At 66.0% G+C, this 16,047-nt stretch carries 16 protein-coding genes, 1 tRNA gene and 1 pseudogene; 10 read left to right on the top strand and 8 right to left on the bottom strand.

Annotated features, from left to right (window positions below; translation table 11 throughout):
• Nucleotides 1-151 precede the first annotated feature (151 nt).
• From C8K14_RS20485 to C8K14_RS20500, 4 genes are all read left to right on the top strand, one after another.
• Nucleotides 152-904: a TonB family protein gene (locus C8K14_RS20485; RefSeq protein ID WP_233251171.1), complete on the top strand. Its 753-nt coding sequence runs from the start codon at nucleotides 152-154 to the stop codon at nucleotides 902-904.
• A 230-nt stretch (nucleotides 905-1,134) separates the two neighbouring features.
• Complete coding sequence (locus C8K14_RS20490; protein ID WP_369974073.1) at nucleotides 1,135-3,519, top strand: glycosyltransferase family 4 protein; 2,385 nt, start codon at nucleotides 1,135-1,137, stop codon at nucleotides 3,517-3,519.
• Between the two features lie 52 nt (nucleotides 3,520-3,571).
• Complete coding sequence (locus tag C8K14_RS20495) at nucleotides 3,572-4,849, top strand: glycoside hydrolase family 130 protein (protein WP_054132130.1); 1,278 nt, start codon at nucleotides 3,572-3,574, stop codon at nucleotides 4,847-4,849.
• A 43-nt stretch (nucleotides 4,850-4,892) separates the two neighbouring features.
• On the top strand, nucleotides 4,893-5,339 hold the full coding sequence (locus C8K14_RS20500) for a DUF2721 domain-containing protein (RefSeq protein ID WP_022677479.1): 447 nt from the start codon (nucleotides 4,893-4,895) through the stop codon (nucleotides 5,337-5,339).
• Between the two features lie 48 nt (nucleotides 5,340-5,387).
• Here the strand turns inward: C8K14_RS20500 and C8K14_RS20505 are convergent, their stop codons facing one another.
• The 3 genes from C8K14_RS20505 to C8K14_RS20515 all read right to left on the bottom strand — a co-directional run bounded on the left by C8K14_RS20505 (nucleotide 5,388) and on the right by C8K14_RS20515 (nucleotide 7,832).
• Nucleotides 5,388-5,696 carry a polyhydroxyalkanoic acid system family protein gene (locus C8K14_RS20505; protein ID WP_022677478.1) on the bottom strand — a complete coding sequence of 103 codons (309 nt, stop codon included), beginning with the start codon at nucleotides 5,694-5,696 and terminating at the stop codon, nucleotides 5,388-5,390.
• A complete protein-coding gene (locus tag C8K14_RS20510; RefSeq protein WP_233251169.1) occupies nucleotides 5,693-6,472 on the bottom strand; it encodes a hypothetical protein in 780 nt (259 codons plus the stop codon). The genes C8K14_RS20505 and C8K14_RS20510 overlap by 4 nt, the downstream gene beginning before the upstream one ends.
• Nucleotides 6,473-6,617: 145 nt before the next feature.
• Nucleotides 6,618-7,832 (bottom strand): toxic anion resistance protein, encoded by a 1,215-nt coding sequence (locus tag C8K14_RS20515; protein ID WP_054132067.1) that lies wholly within the window; start codon nucleotides 7,830-7,832, stop codon nucleotides 6,618-6,620.
• Nucleotides 7,833-8,014: 182 nt separating this feature from the next.
• Between C8K14_RS20515 and C8K14_RS20520 the strand changes: the two genes are divergently transcribed.
• Nucleotides 8,015-8,758 (top strand): SDR family NAD(P)-dependent oxidoreductase, encoded by a 744-nt coding sequence (locus tag C8K14_RS20520; protein WP_107718805.1) that lies wholly within the window; start codon nucleotides 8,015-8,017, stop codon nucleotides 8,756-8,758.
• Nucleotides 8,759-8,839: 81 nt separating this feature from the next.
• Here the strand turns inward: C8K14_RS20520 and C8K14_RS20525 are convergent, their stop codons facing one another.
• The gene (locus C8K14_RS20525) at nucleotides 8,840-10,597 is read right to left on the bottom strand and encodes a fatty acyl-AMP ligase (protein ID WP_107718807.1); all 1,758 of its coding nucleotides are present in this window, start codon (nucleotides 10,595-10,597) and stop codon (nucleotides 8,840-8,842) included.
• Nucleotides 10,598-10,790: 193 nt separating this feature from the next.
• On the opposite strand from C8K14_RS20525, the gene C8K14_RS20530 reads away from it, so the two are divergent.
• The 4 genes and pseudogenes from C8K14_RS20530 to C8K14_RS23080 all read left to right on the top strand — a co-directional run.
• Entirely contained in the window at nucleotides 10,791-11,369 is a 579-nt protein-coding gene (locus C8K14_RS20530) for a RecX family transcriptional regulator (RefSeq protein ID WP_054132131.1), read from the top strand.
• Nucleotides 11,353-11,874: a DUF192 domain-containing protein gene (locus C8K14_RS20535; protein WP_233251170.1), complete on the top strand. Its 522-nt coding sequence runs from the start codon at nucleotides 11,353-11,355 to the stop codon at nucleotides 11,872-11,874. Before C8K14_RS20530 ends, C8K14_RS20535 begins: the two co-directional genes overlap by 17 nt.
• Before the next feature lie 116 nt (nucleotides 11,875-11,990).
• Complete coding sequence (locus C8K14_RS20540; protein WP_107718809.1) at nucleotides 11,991-12,404, top strand: NADH:ubiquinone oxidoreductase subunit NDUFA12; 414 nt, start codon at nucleotides 11,991-11,993, stop codon at nucleotides 12,402-12,404.
• 125 nt (nucleotides 12,405-12,529) lie between these two features.
• Nucleotides 12,530-12,823 (top strand): annotated as a pseudogene (locus C8K14_RS23080) (DUF2155 domain-containing protein); the annotation flags it as partial.
• A gap of 35 nt (nucleotides 12,824-12,858) precedes the next feature.
• Here the strand turns inward: C8K14_RS23080 and aat are convergent.
• A complete protein-coding gene (aat, locus tag C8K14_RS20550; RefSeq protein ID WP_171794976.1) occupies nucleotides 12,859-13,665 on the bottom strand; it encodes a leucyl/phenylalanyl-tRNA--protein transferase in 807 nt (268 codons plus the stop codon).
• A gap of 69 nt (nucleotides 13,666-13,734) precedes the next feature.
• Between aat and C8K14_RS20555 the strand changes: the two genes are divergently transcribed.
• A tRNA-Trp gene (locus C8K14_RS20555) sits at nucleotides 13,735-13,810 on the top strand.
• Between the two features lie 51 nt (nucleotides 13,811-13,861).
• Here the strand turns inward: C8K14_RS20555 and C8K14_RS20560 are convergent.
• From C8K14_RS20560 to C8K14_RS20565, 3 genes are read right to left on the bottom strand one after another with little or no spacing between them, the layout of a single operon-like run.
• Nucleotides 13,862-14,959, bottom strand: a complete 1,098-nt coding sequence (locus tag C8K14_RS20560; RefSeq protein ID WP_158271985.1) for a tyrosine-type recombinase/integrase — start codon at nucleotides 14,957-14,959, stop codon at nucleotides 13,862-13,864.
• 1 nt (nucleotide 14,960) lies between these two features.
• A complete protein-coding gene (locus tag C8K14_RS22740) occupies nucleotides 14,961-15,143 on the bottom strand; it encodes a hypothetical protein (RefSeq protein ID WP_158271986.1) in 183 nt (60 codons plus the stop codon).
• Entirely contained in the window at nucleotides 15,140-15,862 is a 723-nt protein-coding gene (locus tag C8K14_RS20565) for a DNA methyltransferase (RefSeq protein WP_107718813.1), read from the bottom strand. Before C8K14_RS20565 ends, C8K14_RS22740 begins: the two co-directional genes overlap by 4 nt.
• Nucleotides 15,863-16,047 lie beyond the last annotated feature (185 nt).

Consider the following 16,047-nt stretch of genomic DNA (forward strand, 5'->3'; position numbering starts at 1 on the left):
TACCCCATCTGCGGCATACGCGAAACTGCCGATGATACGAATAGGGTTGCATCCAGGGGGTCTATCCCCTGATTGCAACGCTTTGGCCCGTTTTTCGCCCGGATCATGCCCTTGGGAACCAGCGCGATGCGCCAGGGATTATGGCTTGGCCATGGCCCCGCGCGCGATTCGTTTTCCTTACGAGACCCCCGGTCTGGATGTCCGCTGGCAGCGCCAGCTGTTGATCGGCGGTGTGGTTGCGCTGCTCCATGTCGGCCTGATTCTGGCGCTGGTGCACGGCCTGGCTGGGGGCATTGTCGCGCTGCGCCTGCCCAATCCGGCATTCGTGCTCTATGCTCCGCCCGAACCCACACCCACGCCCACCCCGCCCAGCAGCAGCATGCGGCCAAGCCATGCCGCTTCGGGGGCTGCCGGGGCGATGGGGCGCAAGGCGCGGCCCAAAGAAATCATGGCCCCACCGCCGCGCATCATTATCCCGGCCTTGCCGGCCGCCCCGGTGGCGGGGACTGGCGACGCGGCACGGTCGGGCGCCGGCCCCACTGGCACGGGCAACGGCGGCGCCGTCGCGGGCTCGGGAACGGGTAGCGGCGCTTCAGGCAATGGCGATGGTGATGGCGCGGCGCAGCGCGTGGCCAAGATCGCCGGAGACATCACCGCCGCCCGCGATTATCCCGCCGCGGGCCGCGCCGATCGTGCCGGCCGCCAGGTGGTGATCGTGCTGCGGGTGGATACGCAGGGCAATCCGGTGGCGTGCCGCGTGCAACAGGCCAGCGGCAACGATGAAGCCGATGCCATCACCTGCCGCCTGGCTATGCAGCGCTTCCGCTTTCGCCCGGCGCGCGACGCGCAAGGCCAGGCGATAGAAGCCGAATATGGCTGGCGCCAACGCTGGTGGGCGCCCTAACATGTGTTAGCGTGGCGCGGAAACCTTGTTGTTTTTGCAGCGCCGCACCTGTGAGTCGCCTTTTTTCAGCGACAAAATCAGCACGTAACGTGACGATGACGTTGCGGCGCAATGCAACTTTATCCCGGTTCCATCGTTGGTTCATCGAACAGACATATTCGGGGCGAGCCAGCCAGATGACACGTGACCTTTCCACTTCCTTGCGGCGCGCCACCCCTGTTGCAGGGGCCGTGCTTGATTTCTTCGGTACCGATGCAGCTTCCCGTGCACCCGCCCGCCGCGTGGCGCTGATTGGGGGCTTCGCGCCGCGCAAGTGCGGCATTGCCACGTTTACCACCGACGTGTTCGAGCAGCTGGGGCTGCATCACCCCGAGCTGTCGGTCGACCTGCATGTCATCGACAGCCCGACCGAGCCGCTGCCCTATCCCGATGCGCGCAGCGTGATCCGGGCCGATCAGCCCGAAGACTATCGCATTGCCGCGCGACGCATCAACGAAGATGCCGTCGATGCGGTGTGGCTCCAGCACGAATACGGCATCTTTGGCGGCGAAGCTGGCGCCATGGTGCTCGAACTGCTCGATCGCGTCGCTGCCCCCCTGATCGTTACGCTGCACACCGTGCTGGCCAGCCCTTCTGCCGAGCAGCGCGCGGTGCTCGATCATATCCTCGATCGCGCCAGCGGCGTCATGGTCATGAGCGAACATGGCCGCGATGTCCTGGCCGCGGTCTATGGCGTCGATCCCAAGCGGGTTACCGTGATTGCCCACGGCGCACCCGATCGCCCGTTCGGGCGCCATGCCCAGTTCAAGGCCCGCGCCGGTCTTGAAGGCAAGAACGTGATCATGACCTTTGGCCTGCTGGGCCAGGGCAAGGGCCTGGAAACCGCGATCGAGGCCTTGCCGGCGATCGTCGCGGCACACCCCAACACGGTGTATCGCATTGTCGGCGCGACGCATCCCAACCTGGTTGCCGCAGAAGGCGAAGCCTATCGCGACAGCCTGATGGACCTGGCGCGCCAGCTGGGTGTGGCCGATCACGTGATGTGGGAAAACCGCTTCCTCGAAACCAGCGAACTGCTTGACCAGCTTGAAGCCTGCGACATCTACCTGACGCCCTATCCCAATCTCCAGCAATCCACCTCGGGCACGCTCAGTTATGCCGTGGCGCTGGGCAAGGCGGTGGTTTCCACCCCTTATCTTCACGCGCGTGAACTTCTCGCTGATGGTGTCGGCGCGCTGGTGCCGCCGCGCTCGGCGCAGGCGCTGGCGGATGCCGTCAACGCGTTGCTGGGTGATCCTGCGGCGCTCGATGCCATGCAGCGCCGCGCCTATGCGCGTGGCCGCGAAACGATCTGGCCGCGCTTTGCCGAAAGCTGCGCCCAGCTGGTCAACACCGTGGCCGCCACCGCGCCGCAGCTGCCGCCGTTGACTGCCACGCCTGGCACCAGCGGGGTTTGGGCGATGTGTGACAGCACCGGCATGTTGCAGCATGCAATCGGCGTGGTGCCTGATCGCCGCCACGGCTATTGCCTGGATGACAATGTCCGCGCGCTGATGCTGATGGGCGTGGCCGATAGCATTCCCCTGGCCGAGCGCCAGCGCTGGGCCACGGTCTTCGCCTCGTTCGTCCAGCACGCCTGGAATCCCGAGGCCGGCCGCTTCCGCAACTTCATGGCGTTCGATCGCTCGTGGTGCGAAGACGTCGGCTCGGAAGACAGCAATGGCCGCGCCCTGTGGGCCTTGGGCCATGCCGTGGCCCACGCGCCGGACGCCGGCCTGCGCGCATGGGCGCGGCAGTGGTATGATATCGTGCTCGATCCGCTGGGCAGCGTCGAATACCCGCGCAGTATTGCCTTTGCCGTTCTCGGCGCGGCGCAGGTTCTGGCGGTGGAGCCCGATCACCGTCCCAGCCGGGAGTTGGTCGAACGCGGCGGCGCGGTGCTTCATGCCTTGCTGGCGGAAGGGCGCCGCCCCGATTGGGCGTGGTTCGAAGCCATGCTGGGCTATGACAATCCGCGCCTGCCCGAAGCGCTGATCCGTGCAGGCCATCTCATGAACCGGGCAGACTGGCTGGAAAGCGGGCTGGAAGCCTTGCGGTTCATCGTGGCGCAACAGACCACTGCCACAGGTCAGTTTCGTGCGATTGGTTCGGAAACCTTCACCCCGCCTCATGCCGTATCTTATGAAGCCAAGCCATTCGACCAGCAGCCGCTGGAAGCCTGGGCCGCGGTGGAAGCATGCGCGGCAGCCTGGCAGGCCGAAGCCAGCCGGGACGAGCACGGTGCCCGCGGCGCGTCGCAAGCGCTGTGGCGCAGCCATGCCCAGGCCGCCTATCGCTGGTTCCTGGGCGCAAACGACCGTGCCCAGCCGCTCGGCGATCTGGCTAGCGGGCGGTGTCGCGATGGCATTACCCCGCGCGGCATCAATGCCAATTGCGGTGCCGAATCAATCCTGGCATTCCAGCTGGCACATTATGCGCTTGCCGAGTTGGAACGGGCCAGCGGCCCGCGCGTTGGCAGCGAAACCGCAGCCCTTGGCCAATCGTTTGGCCCATCCAGCAAGGTAAGGAGTGTCCTTGGCGACCGAGCCTACAAATCCCAGTCTCACGCCAGCTGACACGGTGGCGGCCAACCCTGTGGGAACGCGCCCCGACGGGGTGGGCAATGGCCTGCGCATTCTCGAGCAACGGCTTCATGCCGATCCGTCACGCGTCGTCCTGCGGCCCTTTCACTTGGGCTGGCAGGGTGGCGCGGGCGGCGGCTCGCGCGCGGCGCGGCTGGTCGCCGATGTCCTCTCGCTGGACGAGGCAGAAGCGGCCGAGGAATACGCCCGCGTCTTGCGCGATTTCGAGGAGCGTCATTGGCAGACCGAGCAATTGTTCGAGGAACGCTATGTCGAGGTGCGCCAGGCGCTTGACCTGGATGACGGCGCCATTCCGCCGGTGCGGCGGCGCCTGATCGGGGCCTATTTCTGCCACGAATATACTTATGCCGCGGCAGCCTTGATGAACCCGTCGATCGTGCCCCATCCCGATCAATCGGGGATGCTCGATGGCGCGGTGCGCTTTGTCATGAGCCTGCGCGCGGTGGGCGAAGGGCATATCAGCTCGATCGTGTTCCGTGAGGGCGTGGCCAATGCGGATGGCAGCTTCCAGCTGTGGCCGCAAAGCGCGTTTGCCACGGCCATGCTGCCCGACGCCAGCACTCCGCCCGCCGGTGACCAGATCGTGGCCTTGCATCGCCATGCCGAAAGCACCCTGTCGAACAGCGTGATCTTCCCCGTGACCGAGCAGCAGCGCGGCGGGCTGGAAGACCTGCGGCTGGTGCGGTTCGATCACGGAGGCGGCGATTACGAATGGATCGGCACCTATACCGCCTATTCGGGCAGCTCGATCCGCTCGGAGCTGCTGCGCACGCGCGATTTCCGCCGCTTCGGGCTTGAGCCGATCCAGGGCCGCGCCGGGCGCAACAAGGGCATGGCCCTGTTTCCCCAGGCGATCGACGGGCGCTATGCCATGGTCGGGCGCCAGGATGGCAAGAACCTGTTCCTGCTCCGCTCAGACCGGCTGGATTGCTGGGACGATGATGGCGTCTTGCTGATGGAGCCGAAATTCCCGTGGGAATTCGTGCAGATCGGCAATTGCGGCAGCCCGATCCTCACCGATCAGGGCTGGCTTCTGCTTACCCATGGCGTAGGCGCCATGCGCAAGTATGCGCTGGGCTGCGCGTTGCTCGATCGCGATGACCCTTCGCGCGTGATCGCGCGCAGCAAGGTGCCGTTGCTTACCGCCATCGATGCCGATCGCTACGGCTACGTGCCCAACGTGGTCTATACCTGCGGTGCGCTGATGGTGGAGGACAACCTGTTGGTGCCCTACGGTATTTCCGATAGCGCGGTGGGTTTTGCCACGATCGGCGTGGATGATATCCTCGATCTGATGGAATGACCGTGCTTGCCAGTGCCGCGTTCTTGGCCGCAAGAGGGACGGCATGATCGCGCAAACCATCCAGCTGTCGCTCGCCCCAGTCTTCGTGCTGGTGGCGATCGGCAATATCATGAACATCCTGACCACCCGGCTGGGACGCATCGTCGATCGGTCACGCCACTTGCAGCAGCTGCATGCCGAGACGACCGGCGTGGCGCACGATGCCGTGGTGGTGGAAATGCGCTATGTTGATCGGCGCATCCAGCTCATCGGCCGCGCGCTCCTGCTGCTGGTGCTCTCGGGCCTGGGCATCGGGGTGACGGTGGGCTCGCTGTTCTTCAACCAGATCACCGGCATCGCGCATCTGGGCGATGTCACGGCCACCACGTTCTTCATCGCCATTGCGCTGTTGATGGTGGCGCTGATCTATCTGCTGCTGGAAACGCGGCTGGTCGCCAGCACCCTGCGCCTGCCGCCCGAGTTTCTCGAACTGGAACGCAAGGACCTGTGAAAAAATCGCTGCCGAACGCGCAAAGTTCGGCAGCGATCTGGCCCCGTATCAGGCCAGCAGCTTTTCGCCCTTTTCGCGGATCATCCCCTCGATCATGCCACGGGCAAAGCCAAGCCCGGCGGGAATGTCCACGTCAAACAGCACCTGGGTATCTTCCAGCGTCACCTGGCTGGGGATGGTAAAGCCCATGGCCGATACCGTCATGGTCAGGTGATCGGCATCGTTCCACTGCGTTTCGACCTGGGCCATGCCGCCGATCAACTCGCTGGCCTTGCCCGAGGCATCGCCCAGGCGGGCCTGCATGCGCGCGCGGACCTCGTCCTTGCCAAGGGAATGGGGCAGGGCAATTTGCATCATGTCTTCTCCACTGGCGGAACAAGGCGCACGGGGAGCGCGCCGTTGTCGGCCAAAGCATCGCCTTCCAGCGCATCGCCATAGCGATAGTCAAGATAGCGGCCGCGCACGGCCAGGGCATCGATGTCTCCGGCGGCAAGCTGGCGGGTAATCTGGTCGATCTCGCCACTGATGCGGGCCAGGCCATCGGCCAGTTGCTGATCGGCATTGCGGCCGCCGCGCTCTTCCTGGCGCAGATGGGTCGGGATGCGCCGCCAGCTTTCCACCATGCCGGGCAAGTGTTCGCCCACCAGGCTGCGCACTTCGGCCACGGCCGGCTGGCTGGCGTCGATCCCTTCCAGCTGCGCGCCCAGCCCATCGAGCTGTGCGCCGATCTGATCCACCAGCCGCACCGCCGGGGCGGGCAGGGCAGGTGCCTGCGCTTCCAGCCACAGCTGCGTGCGGCCCACCATGGTGCGCACGTCACCCCGGTTGATCGTCGCGAGGTCCGGCACCTTGAGCCGGGGATAGGTAGCAAAGAAACCCACCACGCCGATCACCGCCAGGATGGTCAGCAACAGCCCGAGCAGCCCGATCCCGTCGATCACCAGGCCCACGGCCATTGCCGCCAGCAGCACCACGCCCACGGCCATCGCCATGCGCGTGGCTTTCCTGGCGACATGCTGCCGCTTGAGTTCGGCCGAGCGCAAGCCGATCGACCGCCGCCGCCCGCCGGCGCGCTGGTGCGCCAGGCTGTCGCGCGCGGCGCGCAGGATTTGGTCGGATTGCGAAGCAGTCATGGTTTGGCCTGTTGTGTTTTGACGATTGCGCTGGGCCAGCACCACCCCCCGGCCCCCTCCTCTGAAGAGGAGGGGGAGAAGGGCGATAAAAGCCCGCTACTCTTCAGAGAAGGGCGTTGGGAGTGGTGGAAACCTGAAGCTGCCATCACCCCTCCAGGCTCAACAGCGAGGGTGCGCTGGCCTGGGTGGTGTTCTTGGCCGCGCCTTCGGCCCGGGCGATATAGCCCTTGGACTTTTCCACCTCGCCCGACAGCGTGTCGACCGTCTGCTTCATGGCGTCGAGCGCCTTGAGCTTGAAGGTGTCGATCGTGTCCATCGTGTCATAGATGTTCTGGAACGCGCGCTGCAGCGTTTCCAGCGGGATTGTGCTGGACGCCGCCATTTCGTGGATACGCCCGGTCTGCTCGCGCAGCAGCTTGCCGGTGGAATCGATGATGTTGGCGGTGGTGGTGTTGAGCGCGGTGATCTGCTCCAGCACCAGGCGCTGGTTGGTCATCGCCTGGGCCACGGTCACGGCGGTGCGCAGCGCGGCCACCGTGGTGGTGCTGGCGCGGTCCACGCCCTTGACCAGTTCGACGTTGTTCTTCTTGACCAGGTCCAGCGCCAGGTAGCCCTGCACGGTTACCGCCATCTGCGTCAGCAGATCCTGCAGGCGCTGGCGGGTATAGAACAGCGCGCTTTCGCGGATCGCCTTGGCCTTGGCCGGGTCGGTATGATCGAGATCGGCGGCGGCATCTTCCAGTTTGGTATCGAGCAGGCGGGCAATGGTGATCATCTGCTCCAGCTGGCCCATCCCTTCCCACAGCTTCTGCCGCTCCACATCGATCGCGGCATTGTCCATCAACAGCTCGTCCTTGCCGGCGGCCAGCCGTTCCAGGATCGCCTTGATATGGCCTTGCGCGGAAACATAGCCGTCGAAATACTTCTTCATGCTGTTGCCAAAGGGGATGATGCCCAGGATCTTGCGCCCCGAAGACAGGTTGCCCTTGCGCGCCGGGTCCAGCTCTTCGATCGTTCGGCGCAGCTGCGCCAGGTCGGCACCGACCCCCGAATCCTTGTCCATCGCGCGGATCGGGCGATCGAGGAAGCGGTTGGACATGCCCGCCGCCTGGGCGATTTCCTTGCGGCCCATCGCCGTCAACTGGTCCACCCGCTTGCCGAATTCGGGGCTGGCCGCGTCCTGGGCCAGCAGTTCGGTGACAAAGGCGTCGGCCTTGGCCTCCAGCTTGCCGCGCGTTTCCTCGGCCACGGGCACCAGCCCGGCGGCCTGCTGCGGGGCCACGACCGGCACGGGATCGGGCGGGGTCAGCGTAATACCGGGCGCCTGCTCTGCGGTGGTGGTCGAAGGGGTCGATGCCATGACGCGGTCCTGTCTTTTCCTCTGCGGATCGGGAGCTTGCCCTCCGCGCGTGGAAGATGGCCCCGGCCCGCGCGCTGCGCAAGGCGCTATTCCGATGAACGGCCCATGCGTTTCGCCCGGCGGCGCAGGCGTGCCCTTTCTGCCCGCTCGACAGCCAGAGCCATGGCGCGCAGGCTTTGTCCATGACAGTACACGATGAGCAAGCGCGGGGCCGCCATGTGGTAGTGTTCGGCGCATCGGGCGGGATCGGCGCCGCGCTGGTGGCGGCGCTGGCGCGGAAAGACGATGTTGCCGTGGTCCATGCCGGCGCGCGGCGGCGCGTCGACGCCATCGCCAAAGTGCGGCCCTTCACCTTCGACTATGCCGATGAAGCCAGTGTGGCGCAGGCTTGCACCGTGCTGGCGCAGCAAGGCCCGCTCGACATGGTGCTGGTCGCCACCGGGCAATTGACGCTGCCCGATGGCACGCCGCCCGAGAAAAGCGTGCGGTCTCTGGGCCAGGCGGCGCTGGCCCAGCAGTTTGCCGTCAATGCCATCGGCCCGGCCCTGATCATGGCCCATGTCCCGGCCCTGCTGCCCCGCGATCGGCGCGGGGTCTTTGCCGTGCTTTCGGCGCGGGTCGGCTCGATCTCCGACAATCGCCTGGGCGGCTGGCACGGCTATCGCGCGGCCAAGGCGGCGCTCAACATGCTCCTGCGCGGGCTGGCGATCGAACTGGCCCGAAGCCATCCCCAGGCTGTGGCCGCCGCGCTTCATCCCGGTACGGTGGATACGGCGCTGTCTGCCCCATTCCAGCGCGGGGTGAAGCCCGAAAAGCTGTTTAGCCCAGACTATTCAGCCGGTGCCCTGCTGGATGTGCTGGAGCAGCTGCAGCCGGCCGACAGCGGCAAGCTGTGGGCGTGGGATGGGACGGAAATTCCGTTTTGAGCTGAGCTACAAGCCCTCCCCCCGACCCCCTCCCGCCTGCGGGAGGGGTTGGGGGAGGGCCTGTTCCCCCCTAGAAACCGATCAAGCCGCCAGGCTATAGGGCTCGATCTCGCCCGACAGGTACAGCTTCTTGGCCTTGGCGCGGCTCAGCTTGCCCGAGCTGGTGCGCGGCAGGGTGCGGGGCGGCACCAGTTCGACCACGCAGTTCATGCCGGTGATCGAGCGTACCTTGTCGCGGATCTGGTCGCGCAGCTTCACCCGTTCTTCCGGGTCCGAGACGCGGCAGTGCACCAGCACGGCCGGGGTTTCCTCGCCATTTTCGGTTTCCACCGAGAACGCGGCAATGTCACCCTGGTGGAAGCCGGGCAGCTGTTCCACCGCCCATTCGATATCCTGCGGCCAGTGGTTCTTGCCGTTGATGATGATCATGTCCTTGGCGCGGCCAACGATGAACAGGTAGCCCTGCGCGTTGACGTAACCCATGTCGCCAGTGTCGAGCCAGCCGTCGACCATGCAGGCCGCGGTCGATTCGGGATCGCGGAAATAGGAGTGCATGACCGAGGAACCGCGGCACCACACCTTGCCGATGTGGTGGTGGGTCAGTTCTTCGCCATTCTCGCCACGAATCGCCACTTCCATGCCCAGCACCGGCACGCCGCAGTTGACGATGGCGCGATAGCGGGCCGGGCGTGACAGGTCGCGCGGACTGCCCGACAGGCGCTCTTCCTCCACCAGTTCCACGCGGATGCCTTCGCCCGGCGGCATCACCGTGACGGCGAGCGTCGCTTCGGCGAGGCCATAGCTGGGCAGGAAGGCGCTGGCCTTGAACCCGGCATCGGCAAAGGCATTGACGAAGCCCTGCATCACGTCGGGGCGGATCATGTCGGCGCCGTTGCCGGCCACGCGCCAGCGCGACAGGTCGAACCGGTCGGCCACGCTGGTCTGGCTGGAGATGCGGCGGGCGCAGATGTCATAGCCAAAGGTTGGCGAATACGACAGCGTGGTGCCCTGGTTGCGGCTGATCAGGTCGAGCCAGGCGAGCGGGCGGCGGGCGAAATCCTCGGTCTTGAGGTAATCGACCGAAACCTGGTTGGCGATCGGCGAGAGGAAGCAGCCGACCAGGCCCATGTCGTGATACCACGGCAGCCAGCTGACGCAGCGATCGCCGTCGCCAATGTCCATGCCATGCGAATGGCCGGCCAGGTTGGCGAGCAGCGCGCGGTGGGTGACGGCCACGCCATGGGGAAAGCGGGTGGAGCCGCTGGAATACTGCAGATAGCAGATCGCATCGGGATCGGCGGTGGGCAGTTCGCCATCGGCCAGCGCGCCCTCGTCGAAGGCAGCCCAGCTCAGGCCCGGGCAACCCTGGCGCGCGGCGGCCTGTCCGCACATCTCGGCCAGTTCGCCGGGATAGACCAGCAGGCACGGATCCGAGCTGGCCAGCTGCACGGCGAGCTGGTCGATATAGTTTTCCTTGCCGCCAAAGCTGGTGGGCAGGGGCAGCGGCACTGGCCAGGCACCGGCATAGACCGCGCCGCAGAACAGCGCGGCAAATTCCGGGCCGGTTTCGGCGATCAGCGCCAGCCGGTCACCCGGCTTGACCCCGCGCGCCACCAGGCGACGGGCCGCAACCAGCGCATCGCTGCGCAGCTGGGAAAACGGATAGACCTGCGTGAGCGTGCCGCGCGGATCGTGGAAGTTGAACCCGCGCTCGCCCTGGGCGGCATAGTCCAGCGCATCACAGAACGTGGCAAAATCCGCATAACGGCGCGGCTGCGCATCGTCGTTTGGCGTTGGAACAAGAGCCATCTTCTCTGCGACGGCGGCCGTAACGGTCATGCGGTACCCCAGGTATGGAACAAGATATCGGTCTTAAAACAGTCGGTCTGTGCCGCCACTTCCGCCCAAGGCAGTGAATGGTGGCTGACTGGCTGCGGCTCCTTGCGTGGGCAGCGCCTTGGCGCAAGCCCCCATGGTCAAGAAACCGTAACCCGAGGTTCTCATTTAGTCCGGAGTGTGGCACGAATATGGCGTGAACCGCCCTGATGTACCAGATCGTCGCACACGGCGGCCTCCTCGTCCGCTCGATGCGGCGCTGCTCGATGAACTGGCACTGGGTTACGTCGCCCGCTTTGCCACCAGTACCGGCAAGCTGTCGGCCTATCTCAACCGCAAGCTGCGCGAACGCGGCTGGGATGAAGATGCGCCCAGCCCGCCCGATGTGGCCGCGATCATCGCGCGCATGGCCGACGCGGGCTATGTCAGCGATGAAGGCTATGCGCGCATGCGCGGCGCCAGCCTGCGCCGGCGCGGACTGGGGGCGCGGCGCATTGCCCAGGATCTGGGCCAGGCTGGCATCGCGCCCGATCTGCGCGAAGAGGCGATGGGGTCGGCCCAGCAGGCCCGCGCCGCCGCGCTCGCCCTGGCGCGCAAGCGGCGGCTGGGCCCGTTCGGCCCGCGCGATGACGATGGGCGGATCGACCCGGCCGTGCGGGAAAAGCAGGTGGCCGTGTTCCTCAGGGCAGGGCACCCCCTTGCCATGGCGCGCGCGCTGGTGAATGCAGCGGGCGAACGCGAAGCGGAAGATTGGGTTTATGACGCAGACGATTAAGACCGGGATGATGGGCGCGGCACTCGCCCTGGCACTGGGCATCATGGCCTGTTCCCCGGCCACGGCCGACGCTGGCCATCACAAGTCCGATGCGATGCCCGCGCCCACCGGCGCGGTTGGCGTCCATCCCATCTCGGGCCTCAAGGTCATTCCCCTGGCGATCGCCACCAAGGGCGGCACCCACCAGTTTCGCGTGGAAGTGGCCGTGACCGGCGAGGAGCAGGAAAAGGGCCTGATGTTCCGCACCGCGATGGGCGCGGACGAAGGCATGATCTTTCCGATGGACCCGCCGCGTATGGCCGCGTTCTGGATGAAGAACACGGTGATCCCGCTCGACATCATCTTCATCGGCCCCAACCACCGCGTGCTCAACGTGGCGGCCAACGCCGTGCCCTATGACCTCACCCCGTTGCCCTCCACCGGGCCGGCGGCGGCCGTGCTCGAACTCAATGGCGGGCGCGCCGCGCAGATCGGGCTCAAGCCCGGTGACAAGATCGCCTGGTAAACGCCTCGAGGGATCGTCGGCAACGCAGGTGCAACAGCACCCTTGCCGACTCCCCCTCGCAGAGGCTAGGGGCAAGGAAACCCGCCGCGGCGGGCGGCAACTGGAACAAGAGCTTCATGAGCATTCTCGGTAAGATCTTCACCTGGTGGGACGGCGCCACCTTCGGCACCCTGCTCGACAGCGCCCGCAATGGCGAACTCGTGGGCCACGATGCCCGGGGCAACAAGTATTACCGGGCCAAGAAGCCGTATCCCAAGGGACATCCGTTCCAGGGGCGCGAGCGTCGCTGGGTGATCTACAACGGTGCCAACGACGCCAGCCGCGTGCCGGCCGAATGGCATGGCTGGCTGCACGGCTCGCTCGACGGCGTGCCGGAAAGCAACCTGCCGCCGCCGCGCATCTGGGAAGTGGAATTCACCCCCAACGCCACGGGCACGGCCGCGGCCTATCGCCCGCAGGGCGCGCTGGAACGCGGTGGCCATCGCGCCGCTGCCACCGGCGATTACGAAGCCTGGTCGCCCGAAGGCTGATGCCTGCCCGCCGCGCGCTGTCGGTTGCGGTCCTGCTGGCCGGCGGCACGCTGTTGCTGGCCGGCTGCAACCACCGCGAGCCGGCCGAAACCGCCCCTCCGGGCGAGGCGACAGCCGCCGCGCCGATGCCGGCGGCCAGCGGCGCGGCCGAAAGCGATTACGGCACCCCGGTCAAGGACCGCGTCGCCACGCTGGGCTTCCTCAACAAGCGCAACAACATCACGCAGGACATCGTGCTGCGTTCGGGCGAGGCGCGGCGCATCGGCAATGCCATCGTGCGCCTGGGCACGTGCGAGCGCACCGCGCCGTGGGAAGACCCGGCCGAAACCGGCGCTTTCGTCCAGCTGTTTGTCGAAGAACGCGCCACCACCGAACAGAAGCTGACCTGGCACAAGGTCTTTTCCGGCTGGCTGTTCAAGAATTCGCCGTCGCTCAACGTCGTCGAGCATCCGGTCTATGATGTTTGGGTCAAGAACTGCGCGATGAAGTTCCCCGGCGAGGAAGACAGCCCAGCCTCGGCCGCTGCGGCCAAGAGCGCGGCAAAGCCTGCCGGCAAGCCCGCCGCCGCCCCTGCGGAAGAGCCCGATGACAACGCCCCGGCCGATGATGCCCCGGTGATGGAAGACGGCGGCACGCCTGCCGATTCGCCCACGCAGTAACGCCCCGCGTCGTCCAGCCGGGCAAGATAATCGGCCTGCGGGATTTCCACCGCCCCCAGCGAGGCCAGGTGCGGGGTGGAAAACTGGCAATCGAGCAAGACCACGCCGGCATGGCGCAGCGCCGCGACCAGCCAGGCCAGCGCCACTTTCGAGGCATCGCTTTGCCGGCTGAACATGCTTTCGCCGCAGAATACGCGGGCAAAGCCCACGCCATAAAGCCCGCCCACCAAAGTGCGCCGGCCATCTGGCCCGGTTGCCCAGGTTTCGATCGAATGGGCATGGCCCAGGGTGTGGAGCGTGCGATAGCTTTCGCGGATACGCTGCGAAATCCAGCTGTCCTGCGCGCCATCGCGCGGGGCCGCGCACGAATCGATCACGGCATCGAACGCGGCGTTGCAGGTGACGGTAAAGCGCCCCCGGCGCAGCGTGCGTGCCAGCGAGTGCGAGCAATGAAAGCCATCGAGCGGCAGGATCGCGCGCAGGCGCGGCTCCACCCAATAGACATCGGGATCGTCGCGGCTATCGGCCATGGGAAAGATCCCGGCGCGATAGGCCCTGAGCAGCAGATCGGGCGGAATGATGGAATTCACAGGTTGCAACATGATCGTTGAAAATCTTCATCCGCCGGTTGCGCTGCCCGCGTCAACCCATTAAGGGGCCGTCACGAGCACAGGAGCGTAGCTCAGTTGGTAGAGCATCGGTCTCCAAAACCGAGGGCCGTGGGTTCGAGTCCCCCCGCTCCTGCCACTTCCCAGCGCAAAGCTAGGAAGTACAGGCACCTGTGACAAGGTTAGCCAATCACGACTTCGGGCGGTTAGCCAAATCGAAGTCGATCACAGGAGCCATGGCCTGGCGGGCCATGCGCTTTTGTTCCACCGCAGCGGTGTAAACTGCCACCTGGCGATCAGTGGTCCAGCCTCCCACAGCCTTGAGTTCCTGATTCGACGCTCCGTTTTCGGCTGCGCGGCGAGCGGCGGCTTTGCGCAGGCCGTGGGCGCTGCAATGGGGCAGGCCGGCATCGTTGCACCATTTGCGCATACGCTGGCCCAGGCCGGCGCGCGTGAACGGCAGGCCGTAATCGGTGACGAGGAAGGTTTCGGTGCCTGTGACGGGCATGGCCTCGATCGCTTCGACCAGCTGCGGCGCAGCAGGCAGCCACAGAACTTGGCCGGTGCTGTCCTTGGTTTTGGACGGGGTCACCTCGATCTTGCCGTCTTTCAGGTGCTTGCGGCCAAAGGATGATGCGTCACCACGGCGCAGGGCCGTCCAGAGGAATATCTCGAGCGCCAGGCGTGGCTTGGTGCCCAGCGGGTGGTAGGCACGGTATTGCTGGATCTCTTCCTCCGTCCATGTGTGGAAGCCGCCCTTGGGAACGGAGATTGAGGCGGCCTGGTCCACCGGGTTGGGGCGCTGCAGGCCGAGCAGCTTGATCGCATAGTCGAAGAACGTCTTCAGTTCGCCGCGCAGATTGTTCGCGGCACTGGGGCCACCGATCATGCGGCCCTTTTCGTTCTGCCGCTTCTCGGCCGCGCGCAATAGCAGCGCCTCAATGTGATCGAACCTGAAATTCGTGATCAGGTCGTGCGCTACCTCGGCCACGAACTTTTCGAGGATCAGGGTAGCGGTGCGCGCAGTGGCCGGGCTCTTGCCGCCGAGGAAGGCGGCCGAGCTGTAATAGCGACCGGCAACCCATCCGACGGTGCCATGAGCATAGCGGGGCGCCGGCTCGGCCGTGCGCTTGGAGATGAAGCCTTCCAGTTCTGCCTGGCCCTCGGGCGTATTGGGGTGCGCCTTGAAATAGGAAGATCGCCCGGCAAGTCGCCAGCGGTAGCGGCGCTTGCCATGGCGGTCGACAAATGAGCTGACGTTTGCGGGGAGCTTTTCTTTACGGGCCATTCTACAACAGGCGATCGAGGGGATTGGCGGTGGCTGGGGGCGGAACTCTCGATTCGCCCTTGGCATATATCACGATGTCGCCGCCGGCCGACACTTGCACAGAGCCCACGTCCATGCCTGCACGGATCGCGGCTCTTACGGCGCGCTCGATGTCAGCCTGGGCAACGCGGGCTTTTGCAGTCAAGCGGCCTCCTGCATGGCCAGGTGGGCTTCGGTGCAGCGGCGCACCGCCGTGGCGAAGTGCTGGGGGTTGTGCTCGATCCCCTCGAATCGCTTGCCGGCGCGGATCGCGGCCACGCCGGTGGAGCCGGTGCCCATGAAAGCATCGCAAACCGACACGCCGCGCACGTTGCGTATGATCTTGTCCATGACGAGATCCGGCTTCACCGTGGCGTGGCCGAAATCCTTGAGGGCGCGCGATCGGCATTCGACCACCCGCTTGAGATCGGCCAGGGCGCCGGCGGGGTGATATCCGCGGCTCCAGGCATGCACATAGGTTTCGATCTCTGGCACATAGTGCTTGTTGGCCACCGGCATGGGCGTGAGCTTCCGCCAGACGCACAGGACGAAGCGCGAAAAGCTGCCGGCGCAGTGTTGCAGCACCTGCGGCAGCTGATCATTGTGACAGAACACCACGACGGCACCGCACTGGAGCGGGTTGATGATCCGCAGTTCGAAGCCCTGATCGAGCTTTTCCGCGCGGATCTGGTCCAAGTGCGGGCGCCGCGCGCGGAAGGTGCCGCCCCCGGCCGCGCGGAACTTGTACGGCGGATCGATGACGTCGGCATCGAACCAGCCCAGCAGCGGGCGCAGAGCATAGGCATCGCCTAGCCAGAGCCGGTGCGGGCCGATCTGGACGAACTGGAATCCATGGGCTTCCTGCAGGGGCAGATCGTCAATCATGCTGACATGCTCCGCCGGCCTGGGCGCATTGGCGCAAGCCAAAGTCCATCCGGCAGCGCCGGAGCGCAGAATTGAGCGGGCGACCTTCATGCCCGTCCGCCCAGGCGCAGCGCACGGCCCACTCAACATAGCCGCGCCGGATCATGTCGGCGGCGTGGATCTCGGCCGGCGTGGGCTGGGCTGGT

Origin of the sequence: Novosphingobium sp. GV079 (assembly GCF_003058045.1) — a bacterium.
Lineage (GTDB): Bacteria > Pseudomonadota > Alphaproteobacteria > Sphingomonadales > Sphingomonadaceae > Novosphingobium > Novosphingobium capsulatum.

Bases quoted from the DNA above. Each gene is read 5' to 3' on its own strand.
- C8K14_RS20565 (WP_107718813.1), bottom strand. From the start codon at position 15,862: ATGATTGACGATCTGCCCCTGCAGGAAGCCCATGGATTCCAGTTCGTC.
- C8K14_RS20540 (WP_107718809.1), top strand. From the start codon at position 11,991: ATGAGCATTCTCGGTAAGATCTTCACCTGGTGGGACGGCGCCACCTTC.
- aat (WP_171794976.1), bottom strand. From the start codon at position 13,665: ATGTTGCAACCTGTGAATTCCATCATTCCGCCCGATCTGCTGCTCAGG.
- C8K14_RS20510 (WP_233251169.1), bottom strand. From the start codon at position 6,472: ATGACTGCTTCGCAATCCGACCAAATCCTGCGCGCCGCGCGCGACAGC.
- C8K14_RS20560 (WP_158271985.1), bottom strand. From the start codon at position 14,959: ATGGCCCGTAAAGAAAAGCTCCCCGCAAACGTCAGCTCATTTGTCGAC.
- C8K14_RS20505 (WP_022677478.1), bottom strand. From the start codon at position 5,696: ATGATGCAAATTGCCCTGCCCCATTCCCTTGGCAAGGACGAGGTCCGC.
- C8K14_RS20515 (WP_054132067.1), bottom strand. From the start codon at position 7,832: ATGGCATCGACCCCTTCGACCACCACCGCAGAGCAGGCGCCCGGTATT.
- C8K14_RS20485 (WP_233251171.1), top strand. From the start codon at position 152: ATGGCCCCGCGCGCGATTCGTTTTCCTTACGAGACCCCCGGTCTGGAT.
- C8K14_RS20535 (WP_233251170.1), top strand. From the start codon at position 11,353: ATGACGCAGACGATTAAGACCGGGATGATGGGCGCGGCACTCGCCCTG.
- C8K14_RS20500 (WP_022677479.1), top strand. From the start codon at position 4,893: ATGATCGCGCAAACCATCCAGCTGTCGCTCGCCCCAGTCTTCGTGCTG.
- C8K14_RS20525 (WP_107718807.1), bottom strand. From the start codon at position 10,597: ATGACCGTTACGGCCGCCGTCGCAGAGAAGATGGCTCTTGTTCCAACG.
- C8K14_RS20520 (WP_107718805.1), top strand. From the start codon at position 8,015: ATGACAGTACACGATGAGCAAGCGCGGGGCCGCCATGTGGTAGTGTTC.